The following is a 17,055-nucleotide window of genomic DNA, read 5'->3' on the forward strand; positions in this document are numbered from 1 at the left end:
CATGAGGAATTTGTCAGAGTGCCGGCGGAGTCGACGGGAGGGTCGCGGGACCGCGGCCCCCGACCTCCGCCAGGTAGCCGGTGGAGTCGGTCCTGCGGTCTCCCCACCCGATCTCGAACACGAGCCTGCTGATCCGCCAGCCGTCGGAGCCACGCCGGAGCTGTAAGTGATACCGGCCGACGAGGATGTGCATCGTGCCCGGATTGCCGCCGAACTCCTGGTGGGAGGTGTGATAGACGAGCGCGTCGGCCACGTCGCCGTCGACGTCGACGTGGTACACGCTCAGCAGGTGGTGCTGGTACAAGGCGTCCCGCGTGAACTCGTCGATCCACTTCACGACGTTGTCACCGCCGACGATCGGGTCGGCGTTGCCGTACTGCGCCCACAGGTCGTCGGCGAGCACGGCGCGTATCCCGTCGTTGTCCCGGCGGTCGATGCACGACGCGTACCGGTAGATCGTGTCGGTGATCTCGGTGCGGTCGATGAGTGCCTGGATCGCGTTGTCAGCCATCAGTGTCTCTCCGTTTCCGTCCCGCGCCGGCTGCCCGCCGGGCGTGCCGAAGCAGCGAAAGGTCAGCCGTCTACCTTCATCCACACGCTCTTGACCTGGGTGAAGTCGTCGAGGGACGCGGCGCCGAGGGTCCGGCCGTGGCCGGACTGCTTCACCCCGCCGTAGGGCACGGTCGGGTGGACCATCTGGTAGGTGTTCACCCAGACCGTTCCCACCCGCAATGCGCGGCTGGCACGGTGCGCGAGGCCGAGGTCGTTGGTCCACACGCCGGCGGCCAGGCCGTATTCCGTGTCGTTCGCGATGGCGTAGGCCTCCTCCTCCGAGCCGAACGGCAGGACGCACATCACCGGCCCGAAGATCTCCTCCTGGGCGATCCGCATGTCGTTGCGCACGCCCGTGAACACCGTCGGCTCGTGGAAGAAACCCACCTCGCCGTACCGCTGCCCCCCGAGAGCCAGGTCGGCACCCTCGTCGCGGCCGACAGCGACGTACCGCTGGACCCGTTCCAGCTGCTCCGCGGAAACCAGCGGTCCCACCTCGGTGGCCGGGTCGAAGCCCGAGCCCAGCCGCAGCGCCCGTGAGCCGTCGAGGATCCGCTTGACGACCTCGTCGTGCACGCTCTCGTGCACCAGCACCCGAGAACCGGCGGTGCAGACCTGCCCCGAGGCCCCCCACACCCCGGCCATCGCCGTCGCGGCGGCGGCATCGAGATCGGCGTCGGGGAAGATGATGAACGGGCTCTTGCCACCGAGCTCGAGGCATACCCGCTTCACCCGCTTCGCCGCGGCGGCCTGGATCGCGCTTCCGGTGGCCACCGAGCCGGTGAAGGAGATCGTGTCGACACCGCGGGCCTCGACCAGGGCGGCGCCGACGACCTCGCCGACCCCCTGGACGACGTTGAAGACGCCGGGCGGAATGCCCGCCTCGAGCGCCAGCTCCGCCATCAGGACCGCCGCCATCGGGGTCTGTTCCGCCGGCTTCAACACCACGGAGTTTCCCGCGCTGACGGCGGCGGCGACCATCGCGAAGACGGCCGTCGGCCCGTTCCACGGCGTGATGAGTCCCACCACGCCGATCGGCTCGCGGTGCTGGTAGACGGCGAACTCGGACGGGACCGGCGGAATCGCGCCCTGCAGCTTGGACGGCCAGCCGGCGTAGTAGTCGATGCCGTCAACCGCGAACTGCACGATGAAGCCGGTGTACATCCGCAGCAGGCCGGCGTCGAGCACGTCGATCTCGGCGAACTCGGACCCACGTTCGGCCACGAGGGCCCCGAGCCGACGCAGCCGGCGCTCCTTCTCCAGTGGCGCCAGGTTGCGCCACCGGCCGTCGTCGAAGGCGGCCCGCGCGGAGGCGACCGCCCGGTCCACATCGGCCGCCGACCCGGCCGCCGCGACGGCGATCTGGCTTCCGGTGGCGGGATCGATCACGGGCATGGTCGCCCCGTCCAGGGACGGCACGACCGCACCGTCGACGACGTGGCCGAACAGCGGACGGCGAAGGAGTCGAGCCGTCGTCTCCGAGATCGGGTAGGTGGCGGGGTCGGCCAGTGTGCTGCTCATCCGAATCACCTCAGTTCGATGGATGGATTGTCAGGATGCCGGCTGCCTCGTGGCATCCGCGGCCGCGGCCGCCGCCTGGGTGCGGCGGCTGCGCCTGGTCTGGGATATCTGGCGGCTGGCGAGACCGACGGCGACGAGCAGCGCCGCGCCCTGGAAGAGCGGCTGGATCCAGAATGTCCCCGGTCCGAAGGACAGCTGCAGGCCCTTGACGCCGAAGGCGAGGGCGAAATAGGCGACGAGGGTGCCCCAGACGTTGGGACGGCCGGAGAACTGCGAGGCGCCGAAGAACACGGCGGCCAGCGCCGGGAACAGCAGTCCCGGGCCTGCCTGCTCGCTGTAGGCGCCGACCCGCATCGCGTAGATGATGCCGGCGATCGCGGCTATTCCGCCGGACGCCGCCAGCGACCCGTAGGTGAGCCTGGTGGTCGGCAGACCGGCCAGGCGGGCCGCTTCGGGGTTGCTCCCGACCGCGAACAGGTAGCGCCCCACCGGTGTGTGTTCGAGCACGAACCAGATGACCGCGGCCAGCACGAGCAGGTACAACACGACGATCGGCACACCGAGGACAATCTTTYCCCCGAGCTGTCCGAACCTGTCGGAGAAGGCACCAGTGATCTGCCGGTTGTTCGAGACCTTCAGCGTGACGGCACTGAGGACCTGGCTGACGCCGAGAGTGGCGATCAGCGAGTTGACGCGGAACTTCACGATGATGAGACCGCTGACGAGGCCGATCAGGCAGCAGAGGACCACCGTGCCCACCGCGACGAGGCCGATGGGGATGTCGGTGTTCGCGCCGAACCAGTTCATCATGACGAGAGACGTACCCATCATCGCCCCGACCGACAGGTCGTACGTCCCGGCGGCGAGGGGGATGAGGAACGCCAGGGCAACGACCGCGGTGACCACCCCCTCGCTGAAGGTGATGCGGAAGGTGCTGGCGGTCAGGAAGAGATCGGGTTTCAGCGCCCCGAAGACGATGACGAAGAAGGCCAGCAGAAACAGCGCGCTGTAACGCCCCAGCACCGCGCTGATCGGTTGGCGGAACCGCGGTACTGATTGCGCGCCGGCGTGCCCGGCGCTGTCGTCGCTGTGTCCGCCGTCAGCTTTGGGGCGGACGCTGGCCTGGGTTGACATGGGCCTACCTCGGAGACTGGATGGCAGGATCTGAACGACGGGGATCTGAACGGCGGAGGTGGTGCTGGGCGGCGACGAGGTCCGGACGCGTCATGCCGCGGTCGCCGCTACCTGGGCAAGGTCGATGGCTTCCGGACTGAGGTCGCGGCCGCGGCGGATCTCCCGAGCCACCCGCCCGTGGCTCATGACGAGCACCCGGTCACAGAGGCGGGCAAGTTCGGCGCTGTCCGTCGAGACCAGGAGGACCGCCAGGCCGGACTCCGTGCTGCGCTCGATGATCTGGTGCACGGCGTCCCGCGCCTTGATGTCGATGCCCGCGGTCGGGTCGTCCAGGACGAGCGCCTTCGGTTCCAGTCGCAGCGCCCGGGCGACGAGCACCTTCTGCTGGTTCCCACCCGACAGACTGGTGATCGGGACGTCGGCACCGCGGGTCACGATGCCGAGCTCCTCGATCCACCCCTGTACCTCGCGACGCTCGGATCGAGCGTCGATCCGGCCGCGGCGCACATGGCGCCGCAGGGATCCCACGGTCAGGTTGTGGCGGACCGTCATCGACGGGAACGTGCCGTACCGTGCCCGCTCGCCCGGCACGAACGCCAGGCCCGCGGCCAACGCGGCCGCCGGGGCCGCCGGCGCGACGGCGGCCCCGTCGACGAGCACGCCCCCGGTACGGGGCAGCCGGCCGCTCACCATCGCCCCGAGTGCCTCACGCCCGGATCCCGTGAGGCCGGCGATCCCGACGATCTCACCCCGCCGGACCGTGACCGACACCGACCGGACCGTTCCTCCGGCGACCCCGTCGAGGTGGAGAACACCCGGCTCGGTCGAGGCCACCGTCTCGTCACGCCCGGTCGATATCGTCAGGTCGTGGCCGACGATCAGCCTCGTCAGGCCGTCGTGGTCAACGCCCGCCCCGGCGGTCGAGGTAACCCTGCGCCCGTCTCGCAGCACCGTGATCTGGTCGGCGACGTCCAGGACCTCGTCGAGGTGATGGGACACGAGCAGGATGCTGTTGCCGGCCGCCCGCAGCCGCCTGATCGTGGCCAGGAGGCGCTCCACCTCGTCCGCGGGCAKGGACGCGGTGGGCTCGTCGAGCACCAGCACCGCTCTGCCCAGGGCGGGGTCGGGCAGCGCCCGGGCGATCGCGACTCCGGTGCGGTCCGCCAGTCCCAGCTCTCCGACCGGCCGGCGCACGTCGGTCTCCAGGCCCACCCGCGCCAGCATCTGCCCGGCCAGCAGCCGGGCCTCCCGCCAGCGAATACGTCCCGGGAAGGCCCTTGGATAGGGCCTCGTCAGCATCAGGTTCTCGACGATGCTGAGCTCCAGTACCAGGCCGAGGTCCTGGTGGACGAAGCGGATCCCCCCGTCGTGCGCCGCCGATGCCGACCCGAGCTGCAACGGCCGGCCGGCCACCGACGCCGAGGCTCCCGGATCCGGCTGGTGGTAGCCCGCCAGAACCTTGATCAGGGTTGACTTGCCGGAGCCGTTCTGCCCGACGAGGGCGTGCACCTCCGCCTCGCCGAGGACGAGGTCCACCCGGTCCAGTACCACCTGACCGGAAAACGTCTTGGACAGGTTGCGGATCTCTAGGGCTGGCTCATTCATCCGTTCTCCTACGACACGGCCACGACGGCACCGGAAACCGGCCCATCGGGGAGCCGGTGGGATCCGCCGGCGGCGCAAAAGTGCTTCGACCCCGCGCCGCCGGCGGAAAGGACTCCGGTCAGACGCCCCACAGCTTCTTGAGTGTGTCCTTGAAACCTTCCGGCCCAGGCCAGCCGTGCTCTAGGCCCACGAGATCCTTCGCCAGCTCCGGTGAGTCCACGAGGTAGAACGGCGGCACGGCGGCCGCGCGCTCGTCCTTGAGCGACCACTTGTTGACCGAGAGCCGGGCCATCTGGTCCGTCATGGTCCACATGGCGAACTCCTCCGGAAGCGCGCTCCACGCCGCCGAGGTACCTTTCGCCACCTCGGCGAACTGCGGCTGGTTCCCCTGCGTACCGACCAGCTTCACCCTGTCGGTCAATCCGGCCGCCTTCAGCGCGGCGGGCACCCCGCCCTCAAGTCCGTTGTAGGTGAAGTAGACGTAGTTGATGTCGGGGTGCGCCTGCAGGTAGGAGGTGACGTTCTGCGGGACGGCGCCGCCGGCGAGGTCGTTGACCGTGACTTCCAGCTTGTCCAGCTTGCAGCCTGCGCAGTTCTTGCCCAGCTCCGCCTTGACCGCGTCCACCTGGGCGGTCAAGATCGGGTAGGAGGGGATTGTCACCGCCAGGATCTTCGCCGACCCGCCAGAGTCCACCGTCATCCAGTCCGCCATCGCCTGGCCATAGACGTTGGACGCGGTCGCGTCGTAGCAGTCCGAGTAGAGGTTGTTCTCCGGGCCTTGCGGCACGTCGGTGTTGTAGCACTGGAAGAGTGGGATCCCCGCGGACTTCGCCTCGTCCATCTGCGGCTTGTAGAGGGCGATCGGGATTCCGGTGATGCTGATGTAGTCAACCTTGGCGTCGATCGCCTGCTGGATGRCCGCGCCGAAGTCGCCGCCACTCGCGCTGAACGTCACCAGATCCCAGCCCAGCGCGCCGGTGGCGTCCTTCATGAACCCGGCGAGAGTCGCGCAGTTCGGGTCCGCGCACTGGATGAAGGCCACCTTCTTCTTCGGCGGCACCRCACCCAGCGGCTCGTCCTGCACGATGCTGGTCGGCACGGACGAGTACTTGTCCGCGACGGCCTGCGCCGCCGCCACGTTGGCGGAGGCCGCGCCCGATGCACTGGCGCCGCCCCCGTCGGACGAGTCAGAGCTCCCACACGCCGCCAGCACGGCGACGAGTAATCCGGCGACCAACGCGGTCGCGCGTCGAGCGGAAGTGCGCATGCTGTAACCCCCAGTGTTGCACTGTTACCGGAACGTCGTTGGAAGTGTGGTCACCGGGTCATCGTCGTTGCTCACCGTTATCGTTTGGGCCCCCGCAGCCGCGGCAAGGGGGGCCCGTCCACCGACGGGGGCTGCGCGTCCCGTCCCGGCGGCTCCGGCCGTGACCCAGGTCACGGACACCATAAACATCATGAGGAATCATGGCAAGGGGTCCAAGCAAGCTCTTGCGACGATTCCTCATGACGTTTAAGGTGCCGGCGTGAGCTTCGACACGGTAGCAATCCGGTGAGCATCGGCCTGACGGTGTACGGCCTGCACCCCCGGGACCTGCTGGACCTGGCCGTTGCCGCCGACGAGCTCGGCTTCGACGCGATCTGGCTGGGCGAGCACGTCGTGCTGCCCTGGGGGTACTCGAGCGAGCACCCGACCAACGACGAGACCACCCCTCAGCACATCGCCGGACCGATCATCGACACGGCCACGGAGCTGGTGGCCCCGCTGCCGGCCCTGGCCGCGGCCGCGGCGGTCACGACGAGCCTGAAGCTGGCGACGGGCATCTACCTCCTTCCGCTACGGCATCCACTCGTCACCGCCCGCGCGGTGCACACGGTGCACGAGATCTCCGGGGGCAGGTTGATGCTGGGGGTCGGGTCGGGCTGGCTGCGGGAGGAGTTCGACGCGCTCGGGGTCCCGTTCCAGGGCCGCACGGCCGCCCTCGAGGAGGCGCTGGGAGTCCTCCGGTCGGCCTTCGCGGGCGGGCCGTTCGACAGCCCCGGCCCCCGCTTCCCCTTCGGCCGGGTCYAGGTCAGCCCAGAGCCGGTGGACGTCCCACTGGTGCTCGGCGGCAACTCGGAGAAGGCGCTGCGGCGGGCCGTCCGGCTCGGGGACGCGTGGTTCAGCTCGGGCACCCCGTCCTTCGAGGACGCGGTACGCCTGCGTGACCGCATCGCGCAGCTGTGCGCCGAGCAGGGCCGCGACCCGCTGCGCTGCTACTTCCGTACCGAGAAATGGGACGCCGAGACGATCGGCCGCTACCACGCCGAGGGAATAACCGATCTCGTCATCTGGGCCGACCAGGTGTGGCCATCAGGAGACCTCGCGGAGAAACGGCGCAGCCTGTCCCGGGCGGCCGAACAGCTCGGACTGGAACCTCCGACCAGCACCCTTGACTAGAACGCAGCCGTCCGCGACACGTCACGAGGGACCGACGGGGGGACCTACAGGGAACCCCACACGGGACTCACGAGAAGTAGTGACGAGAAGACCGACGAGAGGACGGCGTCCGGATGCGGACACGCGCGGCCGTGCTGTGGCCCGGCCAGTCGACCTGGAGCACCGAGGAGATCACCCTCGATCCGCCCGCGTCCGGCGAGGTCCTGGTCCGGCTGGTGGCCACCGGCCTGTGCCACAGCGATCATCACCTGCTCGCCGGCGGATACCCCGGCATGCGGCTGCCCATGGTGGGCGGGCACGAGGGAGCCGGCGTCGTCGAGGCCGTCGGGCCGGGAGTGCGCGGGGTCCGGCCCGGCGACCACGTCGTGCTCAGCGTTCCCGTCCCGCCCTGCGGCGCGTGCGCGGCCTGCCTCGGCGCGCTCCCCCACCTCTGCGAACGCGGCGCTCTGACGGGCACGGGATTCCAGATCTCGGATGGCACCGCCAGGCATCACGCCCGCGGCGGGGACCTGGGCGTCTTCGTCTTCCTGGGCACCTTCGCCGAACACACGGTCGTCCACGAGACGAGCTGTGTCGTGGTGGACCGCGCGATCCCCCTCGAGATCGCGTGCACCATGGCCTGCGCGGGGACCACCGGGTGGGGAGCGGTCCTGAACACGGCCGAGGTCCGGCCCGGCGACCTGGTCGTGGTCGTCGGCGTCGGCGGGATCGGCGCCAATGCCATCCAGGCCGCCCAGTTCGCCGGCGCCCGCGCGATAGTGGCCGTCGATCCCGTCCCGTTCAAGCGCGCCGTCGCGGCGAGACTCGGCGCGGTGGCCGCGGCGCCGAGTCTCGCCGACGCACTGTCCGTCGTCCGAGACATGACGGAGGGTCGGATGGCGAACCACGTCATCATGGCCGCGGCGGTCGGTGACGGACGGCAGCTCGAATCGGCGCTTGCCCTGGTCGGCAAGCGCGGGCGGGTCGTCGTGGTGAACGTCCACTCCGCCGACGAGAACGTGGCCACCGTCAGTCTGCGGAACCTGCAGAGCCTGGAGAAGCAGGTCGTCGGATGCCTCGCCGGCTCCTGGGACGGGCGGCGGGGAATCGGCTTTCTCGCCGATCTCTACCTGCGGGGCCGCTACGACCTCGACCTCGTCGTCACCCGCCACTACGACGGTCTCGACGCGTTGYCGCAGGGATATCGAGACCAGGCCGACGGTGCCGTGGTCCGGGGAGTGATCCGACTCTCCGACGGTTCCTGACCGGGCGCTCCCAGCGGTGGTTGGAGCCAGCCGGCAGCGTGCTCTCCTGGCGCGGTAGAGAGGTTATGTCATGATGAATGCTCCAAAGCGCGACGGGGAGGGAGCGAACGTGGCCGTGCGGCACGGCACGCTGGACAATCCGCCGGAGCTGGCGCCGGTCCGGCCGGGCGAGGAGCTGCCGTGGGACCAGCTGGTCGACTACCTGGTGCCCCGGTTGGCCGAACAGGGGCTCGACGTGCCCGCGGAGCTGTCCGTTCGACAGTTCCCGAACGGCTCGGCGAATCTCACCTACCTGCTGTCGTTCGGCGACGTCCGGCTGGTGCTGCGCCGGCCGCCCTTCGGCGAGATCGCGCCGGGCGCACACGACATGCGGCGCGAGTACCGCGTGCTGTCCAGGCTGTGGCAGCGGTATGACCGAGCGCCCCGCGCCTTTCTGTTCTGCGACGACCACGACGTCGTGGGCAGCGACTTCGTGGTCTCCGAATACCGGTCGGGGGTGGTGATCTGGGGGGCGCTGCCCGCATCGATGCGCGGGCTACCCGACGCGGCCCGCCGGGTCGGCCTMGCCACCGTCGACGCCCTCGCCGACCTGCACCTTGTCGACCCGGCGGGCTGCGGCCTGGGCGACCTAGGCCGGCCCGAGGGCTATCTCACCCGCCAGGTCACCGGATGGCGCCACCGCTGGGAACTCGTGGCCGCCCCCGACTCCGACGCGGCGATGACCGAGACCGGCGAGCGGCTCGAACGCACGCTCCCGCCCTCGCCGGTGCCGGCGATCCTGCACAACGATTTCAAGATTGACAACTGCCAGTTCACGCTGGGGGAGCCAGACCGGGTGGCGTCGGTGTTCGACTGGGACATGGCGACCCTCGGCGATCCGCTGGCCGACCTCGCCACGCTGCTGGGGTACTGGCCCGATCCGTCCGACACCCCGGACGACCACGCGCTGCACGTGCCCGGCCTCGAGGCCCTCGGCCTGCCGACACGCGCCGAGATCATCGAACGATATGCGGCCCGGACCGGTGCCGACGTGTCACGGATCTCCTGGTACCAGACCTTCGCCAGCTGGCGGACCGCCGTCGTGTGCCAGCAGCTCTACCACCGTTATCTCCGGGGTGACAGCACCGACGAACGCATGGTCGCCCGCGGCGAGAGCGTTCCGGGGCTCGCCGCCCGCGCTCTTCGCATGGCCCGAGAAGACCTGGCATGAGCGGCGAGTCTGCTGGTGCCGCCGAACTGCCCGAACGCCGCGGCGACTTCTCCGAACCGCCACGGCATGATCGATCGCCGGGAACGGCGGTAGGCTCACATGATGCCTGATCGTCGTAACGTCGATGCGTCGCGTAGTCGTGTGGCCAGTCGTGATCTGCCGCTGTCACGAGGATGCATCGCGATCGGCTCGGGCGATGCCCTGATGCGCCGCCTCAAGACGTCCGAGAAGGTGGCCCGCGACATCGTGCACGACATCATTTCGAATGGTCTGCGGCCCGGAGACGGTCTGCCATCCGAAGCCGCGATGCTCCGGCAGTACGAGGTGAGCCGCGAATCCCTTCGGGAGGGCCTGCGCCTGCTCGAGGTGCAGGGGCTGATCACCATTCGGCGCGGACCGGGTGGCGGCCCGGTGGTCGGCACCGTCGATCCGGCCAATCTCGGCCGGATGTCGACGCTGTATTTCCACATGGCGGGCGCGACCTATGACGAGCTCTTCGACGCGTGGTCGCTGGCCGAATGCATGCTCGCCGAACTCGCCGCCCGTAACCCCGACCGCGAGGCCCGGGTCGCGGCCATGGCTCCGTACCTTGCGCCATCGAGCGCCGAGGACGTGGCGTCCGAAGACCTGGAGGAGTTCGTAGCGGAACAGGGCCGTTTCCACGGCGTCGTCGCCTCGCTGGTCTCCAACCGCGTGCTCGAACTGATCCTGCAGACCATGGGTCTGATCGTCAGCCACCACGTCGCCTCGACCGACGACCCGCGGGTGCTGCACGACCTCATCGCCGAGGGGCATCGCCAGCTCGCCAAGGAGATCGCGACCGGGCACCCCAGGGCCGCACGCACGCTGATGGAGGAGCACATCGGCGAGATCAGCGCCTACAACCGCGAGCGGCTGGGCTCGAAGGTCAACGATCTCATCGAGTGGCACTGACGCAGGGCTGACCCACCGGGAGGAGATCCGACCGGCGGACCCGCCGCCGGTCGGATGACTCGCTCAGTCGAGGTGGTAGATACGCGCGGCGTTGTCGTGAAGGATCTTGCGCAACACATCCCGCGGCAGGTCGGACAGTGCGCCCTCGATGAAGTGGTCGGGCCGCACCGCCGCGGTCGCGGGGCCGGGCGACATGCTGGTCGGATGCGGGAAGTCCGTCTCGTACAGGATGTTGTCGGCGCCGAGGAGCTCGATCGCCTGCTTGGCGGTCTCGTTCTCGAACCAGAAGCAGCCGTGGATCTGCCGCTGGAAGTACTCGCTCGGCAGCAGGTCGTACTCCGGGTGCTCGAGCGGCACGCCGCAGTTCTTCCACTGCCAGTCCAGGGCGGCCAGCGCGTAGGGGATCCAGCCGACGCCGCTCTCGACGGAGACGAAGTTCAGCCGCGGGAAACGGTGGCAGATGCCGGCGCAGATGAGGGTCGCGATGGTGCTGGCGTTGCCCATGAAGAAGGAGACGCCGACGGAGGCGTAGTTCGCGTGCAGCCCGTTGCTCGGAATGTTCTTCTCGATCAGCGACAGGTCACCCGAGGCGATGTGGAAGTTGACCGACTGGCCGACGTCCTGCGCGGTGGCCCAGAGTGGATCCCAGTGCGGGTCGGCGAGCATCGGCAGCCCGAAGAAGTCGGGCTGCTGCGCCATGATGATGCCCCGGTGGCCGGCCGCGGCCGTCCGCTCGACCTCCCGGCAGGTCGCCTCGATGTCCCAGAACGGTAACGCGGTCATCGGCAGCAGGCGGCTCGGGTCCGCGCTCGCCCATTCCGTCTGCCAGTCGTTGTAGGCCTGGATGCAGCGCAGCATCAGCTCCGAGTTCTTCAGCCCGAGGAACTTCCCCATCCCGAACCCGGCCACGTTCGGGTAGAGCACCTGCGCCCAGATGCCGTACTCGTCCATCCGCTTCAACCGCTCCGGTGCGCTCCAGAGCGCCGGGTCGACGTCCGCCAGCCGCCGCGGGTGCTTTGGCGGGTACTCGTGCCATCCGGCCATCGCGCCGCCGGCGGTCGCCGACAGGCGCTCGTCACCGAAGTACCACGCCTCCTCCTGGAGCTCGTCGTCCCAGCGGGCGTGCGGCACCAGATTGCCCCACTTCTTCGTGGAAAGTCGCGAGGTCCACAGGTCGGCGGGTTCGATGACATGCGTGTCAGTGTCGATCACCTTGATGTCGTCGATGACAGGCGACACGGCCATAGGTCAGCCTCCTGGAGGTCCGGGAAACAGCGGAAAGCCCCAGGGACGGGCTGTGTGCCAACGCGTCAACCCAGGTACAGTTTTAGGCTATTCCTCATGAGGAAAACGAGCAAGGCGCGCGGTCGCCACCGCCGGTCATCGGTACCGGCGGTGGCGACGCCTTCTCGGCCGCGCTACGGTCCACCCACGAACGCACCGCCGGGCTGCCCGGGCGGGTTCCTGGGTCAGGTGACCCACCGCTCGCTCGGACGGGCTCGGTTCCCGGCCCTCAACCCGCGTAGGGCACGACCGCCTGGCCTCCGTCCACGGGGAGCACCGCGCCGGTGGTGAAGCTCGACCCGGGTCCGGCGAAATACAGCGCCGCACCGACGATCTCGCCTGGCCGGCCGCCCCGGCCCAGCGGGAACCGGGCAGCCATCTCCTCGAACGCGGGCATGTCCCAGGCCTTGCTGATGTCGGTGAGGAACGGCCCGGCCATGATGGTGTTCACCCGGACCGACGGCCCGAACGCCTGGGCGAAGCCGGCGGTCAGGACGTTGAGACCCGCCTTGGCCGCGGCGTACGGGAGGTCGGTCGGCGTGGGCCGGACCGACGCGACGCTGCTGATGTTGATGATCGAGCCGCCGCCGGAGGCGGCCATCCGGGCGCCGACGAGCGCGGTGAGCCGGAACGGCCCCTTCAGGTTGACTCCGATGACCTTGTCGAAGAGTTCCTCGCTCACCTGGTCGAGGCTGGGGTAGAGCGGTGCCATGCCGGCGTTGTTCACCAGGATGTCGAGTCCGCCGGCCTCGTCGTAGACGGCGTCCACCAGCCGACCGAGGCCGTCCCAGTCGCCCACGTGCGTCGGATACGAGAAGGCGCGGACGTCGGTGGTCTTGCGCACCTCGTCGGCAAGCGCCTCGCATGCCTGCGCCTTCCTGCTGACGATCGCCACGTCGGCGCCTGCCTCGGCGAACGCCAGCACCATCTCCCTGCCAAGCCCCCGGCTACCACCCGTCACCAGGGCCAGCCTGCCCGCGAGTGGCCGGTCGCCGCCCGCCGCCTGATCCCGTAACACCTCGTCGTCTCCTTCTCTGGACCCAGGACCGTCGGCCCGGGAACTGATGATCAGGTCTGTGTGGCGTGGAGCGCAGCGGGCCTCACCACAGGGACTCGCCGCCGTCGACGACGAGGCTGACGCCGGTGACGAACCGGGCGGCCGGACTGCACAGGTACACCGCCGCCGCCGCCATGTCCTGCGCGGTGCCCGCCCGGCCGAGCGGTACCGACGCCGACGCCTCGGCGAAGACCTCCGGATTTCCCTCCAGCGCCAACGGGGTCGCGGTGATGCCGGGGAGCAGCGCGTTGACCCGGATCTGGCGGYTGGCCAGCTCGTAGGCGGCGACCCGGACGAGCTGGTTGAGACCCGCCTTGGTGACCGAGTACGCGAGACGCCCGGGACGGACGCCGAGCGAGCGGATCGACGAGACGACCAGGATGGCGCGGTTCGCGCCGCCGTCCGCCGGCCCGTCGTCCGCCGGGCCGCCGTCCGCCGATCCACCGCCGGCCAGCATCGCCTGCGCCGCCCGCTGGCAGCCGAGGAAGGTCCCGGTGAGGTTCAGCGCGATGGTCTGGTTCCACTCCTCGAGCGGGATCTCGAGGAATGGCCGCATGATCCCGCTGCCCGCGTTGGCGACGTAGACGTCGAGGCGGGGGAAGGTGGCCTGGATGGCACCGAACAGCTGCTCGATCGAGTCGGTGTCGCTGGTATCCGCACGGGTGGTCACCACGACCTGGTCGGCGCCAGCCCGCCTGCGCAACGCGTCGCCAGCTCGATCGAGATCGTCGGCGTTACGGGCAACGATCATCACGTTCGCTCCGGCGGCGACGAAGCCCTCCGCGATGCCGAGGCCGATCCCCTTGCTTCCACCGGTCACCACCGTCCAGAGACCGTCCAGTCGGTGATCCGCCGGCTCCGCCGCTCGTCCGCGCTCCGCGAGCAGCGCCCCGTTGACATCGTTCATGGCCTGGGCCTCCCTGCCGGCGCGCCGGGCGGCACGGCCATGGCGCGAGGCCGAAGATTCGTCATTGATGCCTCACTCTCCCCGGCCAGAGACAGCGGCCGTTCCCCGGGGCCCGAGGCGGCGGCGCGCCGCCGACTCCCCAGCTCCCGGCGCCGGCCTGCCTCATGACCATCCGAGCGCTTGCGGTCTTTCATCATGAGAAATAGAGTGTAACGTGTCACACGGCGCGGGTGCATCACTCGCGCATCCGGCCAGTGTCGGCCGCTCAGCCGTTTCCGCGGGGCCACCCGGGTGGCCAGTCGCTGTCGCTGTCGCCAGCCGCCCGACGTGTGCAATCGACCACGAGGAGGACGAGGTGGAGGTTGGGCAGGTCTGTCCGGATGGAGGGAGCGGTGCCCTCCGCTCGGGTGATCGCACCGAGCGCCGGGCCATCGGGTCCACGCGGATCGGAAGCCGCCTGGACCCCGATCTGCCGCGCTCGTCGATGCTGCCTGAAGGTGATGGAACACGTACCGATCCGTTGGTCGACGACGGCACCCGACGGCCGCGGACACGGCGCGGGCCACTCTCCGGAATCCGGGTAGCCGACTTCTGCTGGATGGGCGTCGGCTCGGTGGCCACGCGGATGCTGGCCGACTTCGGCGCCGAGGTCATCAAGATCGAGAACCGTGCCCGCCTGGACACGCCGCGGCGCCTTCCCATCTACAAGGACGATCCCCGGTCCTACGGAAACGAGGACCCGAACCCGGACCCGAACAAGGGCGGCCTGTTCAACAACTACTGCCGCAACAAGCTCGGCGTCACCATCAACATGCGCTCGCCGCGGGGCCACGAACTGGCCGAGAAGCTGATCGCGAAGAGCAGCGTCGTGACCGAGAACTTCGCTCCCGGGGTCATGGAGCGATGGGGGCTKACCTACGAGCGGATCCAGGAGCTCTCCCCGGAGGCCATCTACGCGCACATGAGCGGGTTCGGCCAGACCGGCCCGCACAGCTCCTACCGCAGCTACGGCCCAATTGTCCAGGCGGTCAGCGGCCTGACGTTCATCAGCGGGCTTCCCGACCGGGAACCGTCCGGCTGGGGCTTCTCCTATATGGACAACCAGGCGGCCTACTACAACAGCGCCGCGCTGCTCATGGCCATCATGCACCGTAACGCGACCGGAAAGGGCAACCAGATCGATGTCTCGGCCGTCGAGGCCGGCGTCAGCCTGCTCGGTCCCGACCTGCTCGACGTCATCGTCAACTCACGGCCGACCCGGCGCCCCAGCTTCCCACCGGGTAACCGCCTGCAGTATCCACAGGCCGCGCCGCATGGCGTGTACCCGTGTACCGGCGAGGACCGGTGGGTCGCCATCGCGGTCTTCGACGACGCCGACTGGGAACGGCTCGTCGAAATCATGGGCAGCCCGGCCTGGGCGTCCGCTCCCCGCTTCGGGAGCCAGCAGGACCGGTTCGACAACCAGGATGCGCTCGACGGCCACCTGTCGGAGTGGACGAGAAGCCGCGAGCCGCACGAGGTGATGCATCTGCTGCAGCGCGGTGGCGTCTGTGCCGGGGCAGTTCAGGATGCGCGTGATCTGAACGAGGTCGACCCGCAGGTCGCGCACTACGACCTGTTCTTCGAGCTCGACCATCCCGTGATCGGGCCTGCCCGCTTCGAAGGCAATCCGATGAGGTTCTCGCGCATCGAACAGGACAACTGGCGCTCGGCCCCGCTGCTCGGCGAGGACAACTCCTACGTCTTCACCGAGATCCTCGGCCTCTCCGACGACGAGGTGCGCGAACTCGCCGCCGTGGGCGCGATCTAGCCGGGGCGCCGGTCGCGAACAACGAGCCTTTTCCATACAACAGGATCCGACGGGAAGGCAAGGCGCCTGACGGAGTGCCGGAAAAGGCTCAACAGCTGATCATTTGTTTCGGCCATATGAAAGGCCAGAAATGAGCGAAACCGACGGGCGGGGTGCCGCGCCCTACACGGGGCTCGTCGTCGTCGAACTAGCTGACGACCCCGCCGGCGAACAGACCGGAAAGCAGCTTGCCGAGCTCGGCGCCGACGTCATCAAGGTGGAACCACCAGAAGGATCGCGGTCCAGGCGGACCGGGCCGTTCGCCAGGGACGTCGTTGGGGTCGACACCAGTCTGACGTTCTGGACGTACAACGCCGGCAAGCGCAGCGTCATCCTCGACGGGTCCGCCTCCGGCCGAGCGGCCCTGCGGGCCCTGATCGCCAAGGCGGACGTCCTGCTGGCCACTCTGCGGCCGAGCGAGCTCGCCGCGGCCGGGCTGGACTACCAGCAGCTGCTCGAGACCCACCCGCGCCTGGTGATCATGTCGGTCACCCCGTTCGGCCTGGAGGGCCCATGGGCCGGCTACCGTACGTCCGACCTCGTCGGACTCGCCGCGGGTGGCCCGCTGATGAGCTGCGGCTACGACGATCACTCGATTCCGCCGATCAGGCCTGGCGGCAACCAGGGTTATCAGACGGCGGCGAGCTTCGCCCACTGTGGCCTGCTGCTGGCGTTGATCGAGCGGCAGCAGACCGGCACCGGCCAGCTGGTGGACGTGTCGATGCACTGTTCGCTCGCCGTCAGCGGCGAGCTGGCGAACCCGTACTGGTTCTATCCCAAGGTCCTGGTGCAGCGGCAGACCAGTCGGCATGCACAGCCGGAAATGACGCAGCCGGCGCTGTTTCGCTGCGCGGACGACCGATGGATCTATTTCGCGCTCATCCTGGCCGAGCAGAAGCCGTGGGAGGCCCTGGTCGATTGGATGGCCAGCCTGGACCTGGCTGTGGACCTGACCGATGCCGAATATTCAGACCTGACCTACCGGCAGCAGAACTTCTATCACGTGCAGGAGCTCATCGAGGTGTTCTTCCTCCTCATGGACTCCGCCACGGCCTACCACGAGGGGCAGCGGCGCGGCCTGCCCATCGGGCCGGTGCAGGCGCCGGAGGACCTGCTCGACGACCCCCATCTCGCGGCACGGAACTTCTTCGCGCCGTTCTCCGATGACCAGGGGGCCACCGCGCTTGTTCCCACCAGCCCCTTCCGGTTCTCCTCGTTCGCCGTCCCGTCCCCCAGGCGTGCTCCGAGACTGGGCGAGAACACGGCGGAGATCCTCGCCGACCTGGGCGAGGCACAACATCGCGGGATACCCGGGTGAG

Annotated in this window: 14 protein-coding genes; 6 read left to right on the forward strand and 8 right to left on the reverse strand. The window is 69.3% G+C overall.

Translation table 11 applies throughout. The features are described 5' to 3' along the window. Positions 1–13: 13 nt before the first annotated feature. The 5 genes from BCD49_RS31595 to BCD49_RS31615 all read right to left on the reverse strand — a co-directional run bounded on the left by BCD49_RS31595 (position 14) and on the right by BCD49_RS31615 (position 6,079). Positions 14–511 carry a nuclear transport factor 2 family protein gene (locus tag BCD49_RS31595; RefSeq protein WP_007510178.1) on the reverse strand — a complete coding sequence of 166 codons (498 nt, stop codon included), beginning with the start codon at positions 509–511 and terminating at the stop codon, positions 14–16. A 62-nt stretch (positions 512–573) separates the two neighbouring features. Next, entirely contained in the window at positions 574–2,073 is a 1,500-nt protein-coding gene (locus BCD49_RS31600) for an aldehyde dehydrogenase family protein (RefSeq protein ID WP_007510177.1), read from the reverse strand. A 30-nt stretch (positions 2,074–2,103) separates the two neighbouring features. Next, positions 2,104–3,207 carry an ABC transporter permease gene (locus tag BCD49_RS31605; protein WP_083401812.1) on the reverse strand — a complete coding sequence of 368 codons (1,104 nt, stop codon included), beginning with the start codon at positions 3,205–3,207 and terminating at the stop codon, positions 2,104–2,106. A 90-nt stretch (positions 3,208–3,297) separates the two neighbouring features. Next, positions 3,298–4,812: a sugar ABC transporter ATP-binding protein gene (locus BCD49_RS31610; protein ID WP_071042233.1), complete on the reverse strand. Its 1,515-nt coding sequence runs from the start codon at positions 4,810–4,812 to the stop codon at positions 3,298–3,300. Positions 4,813–4,930: 118 nt separating this feature from the next. Beyond that, entirely contained in the window at positions 4,931–6,079 is a 1,149-nt protein-coding gene (locus BCD49_RS31615) for a sugar ABC transporter substrate-binding protein (RefSeq protein WP_083401813.1), read from the reverse strand. 285 nt (positions 6,080–6,364) lie between these two features. Between BCD49_RS31615 and BCD49_RS31620 the strand changes: the two genes are divergently transcribed. The 4 genes from BCD49_RS31620 to BCD49_RS31635 all read left to right on the forward strand — a co-directional run bounded on the left by BCD49_RS31620 (position 6,365) and on the right by BCD49_RS31635 (position 10,639). After that, on the forward strand, positions 6,365–7,252 hold the full coding sequence (locus BCD49_RS31620) for a TIGR03619 family F420-dependent LLM class oxidoreductase (RefSeq protein WP_071042235.1): 888 nt from the start codon (positions 6,365–6,367) through the stop codon (positions 7,250–7,252). A gap of 113 nt (positions 7,253–7,365) precedes the next feature. Beyond that, positions 7,366–8,496, forward strand: a complete 1,131-nt coding sequence (locus BCD49_RS31625; protein WP_071042236.1) for an alcohol dehydrogenase catalytic domain-containing protein — start codon at positions 7,366–7,368, stop codon at positions 8,494–8,496. A gap of 70 nt (positions 8,497–8,566) precedes the next feature. Then, positions 8,567–9,706, forward strand: a complete 1,140-nt coding sequence (locus BCD49_RS31630; RefSeq protein ID WP_007510165.1) for a phosphotransferase family protein — start codon at positions 8,567–8,569, stop codon at positions 9,704–9,706. A gap of 102 nt (positions 9,707–9,808) precedes the next feature. Further along, positions 9,809–10,639 carry a FadR/GntR family transcriptional regulator gene (locus BCD49_RS31635; RefSeq protein WP_051467055.1) on the forward strand — a complete coding sequence of 277 codons (831 nt, stop codon included), beginning with the start codon at positions 9,809–9,811 and terminating at the stop codon, positions 10,637–10,639. Between the two features lie 63 nt (positions 10,640–10,702). On the opposite strand, the gene BCD49_RS31640 is transcribed toward BCD49_RS31635, so the two are convergent. From BCD49_RS31640 to BCD49_RS31650, 3 genes are all read right to left on the reverse strand, one after another. After that, positions 10,703–11,884 carry an amidohydrolase family protein gene (locus tag BCD49_RS31640; protein ID WP_007510160.1) on the reverse strand — a complete coding sequence of 394 codons (1,182 nt, stop codon included), beginning with the start codon at positions 11,882–11,884 and terminating at the stop codon, positions 10,703–10,705. A 268-nt stretch (positions 11,885–12,152) separates the two neighbouring features. After that, positions 12,153–12,941 (reverse strand): SDR family NAD(P)-dependent oxidoreductase, encoded by a 789-nt coding sequence (locus BCD49_RS31645; RefSeq protein WP_007510158.1) that lies wholly within the window; start codon positions 12,939–12,941, stop codon positions 12,153–12,155. An 82-nt stretch (positions 12,942–13,023) separates the two neighbouring features. Next, positions 13,024–13,887 (reverse strand): SDR family NAD(P)-dependent oxidoreductase, encoded by an 864-nt coding sequence (locus BCD49_RS31650; protein WP_083401814.1) that lies wholly within the window; start codon positions 13,885–13,887, stop codon positions 13,024–13,026. Positions 13,888–14,371: 484 nt separating this feature from the next. Between BCD49_RS31650 and BCD49_RS31655 the strand changes: the two genes are divergently transcribed. Together BCD49_RS31655 and BCD49_RS45415 are read left to right on the forward strand one after the other, a co-directional pair. Then, positions 14,372–15,697, forward strand: a complete 1,326-nt coding sequence (locus BCD49_RS31655) for a CaiB/BaiF CoA transferase family protein (protein WP_051467057.1) — start codon at positions 14,372–14,374, stop codon at positions 15,695–15,697. 130 nt (positions 15,698–15,827) lie between these two features. Then, complete coding sequence (locus tag BCD49_RS45415) at positions 15,828–17,054, forward strand: CaiB/BaiF CoA transferase family protein (RefSeq protein WP_007510145.1); 1,227 nt, start codon at positions 15,828–15,830, stop codon at positions 17,052–17,054. The last annotated feature ends 1 nt before the right edge of the window (position 17,055 follow it).

Source organism: Pseudofrankia sp. EUN1h (assembly GCF_001854645.1).
GTDB lineage: Bacteria > Actinomycetota > Actinomycetes > Frankiales > Frankiaceae > Pseudofrankia > Pseudofrankia saprophytica.

Bases quoted from the DNA above. Each gene is read 5' to 3' on its own strand.
- BCD49_RS31595 (WP_007510178.1), bottom strand. From the start codon at position 511: ATGGCTGACAACGCGATCCAGGCACTCATCGACCGCACCGAGATCACC.
- BCD49_RS31600 (WP_007510177.1), bottom strand. From the start codon at position 2,073: ATGAGCAGCACACTGGCCGACCCCGCCACCTACCCGATCTCGGAGACG.
- BCD49_RS31635 (WP_051467055.1), top strand. From the start codon at position 9,809: ATGCCTGATCGTCGTAACGTCGATGCGTCGCGTAGTCGTGTGGCCAGT.
- BCD49_RS31640 (WP_007510160.1), bottom strand. From the start codon at position 11,884: ATGGCCGTGTCGCCTGTCATCGACGACATCAAGGTGATCGACACTGAC.
- BCD49_RS45415 (WP_007510145.1), top strand. From the start codon at position 15,828: ATGAGCGAAACCGACGGGCGGGGTGCCGCGCCCTACACGGGGCTCGTC.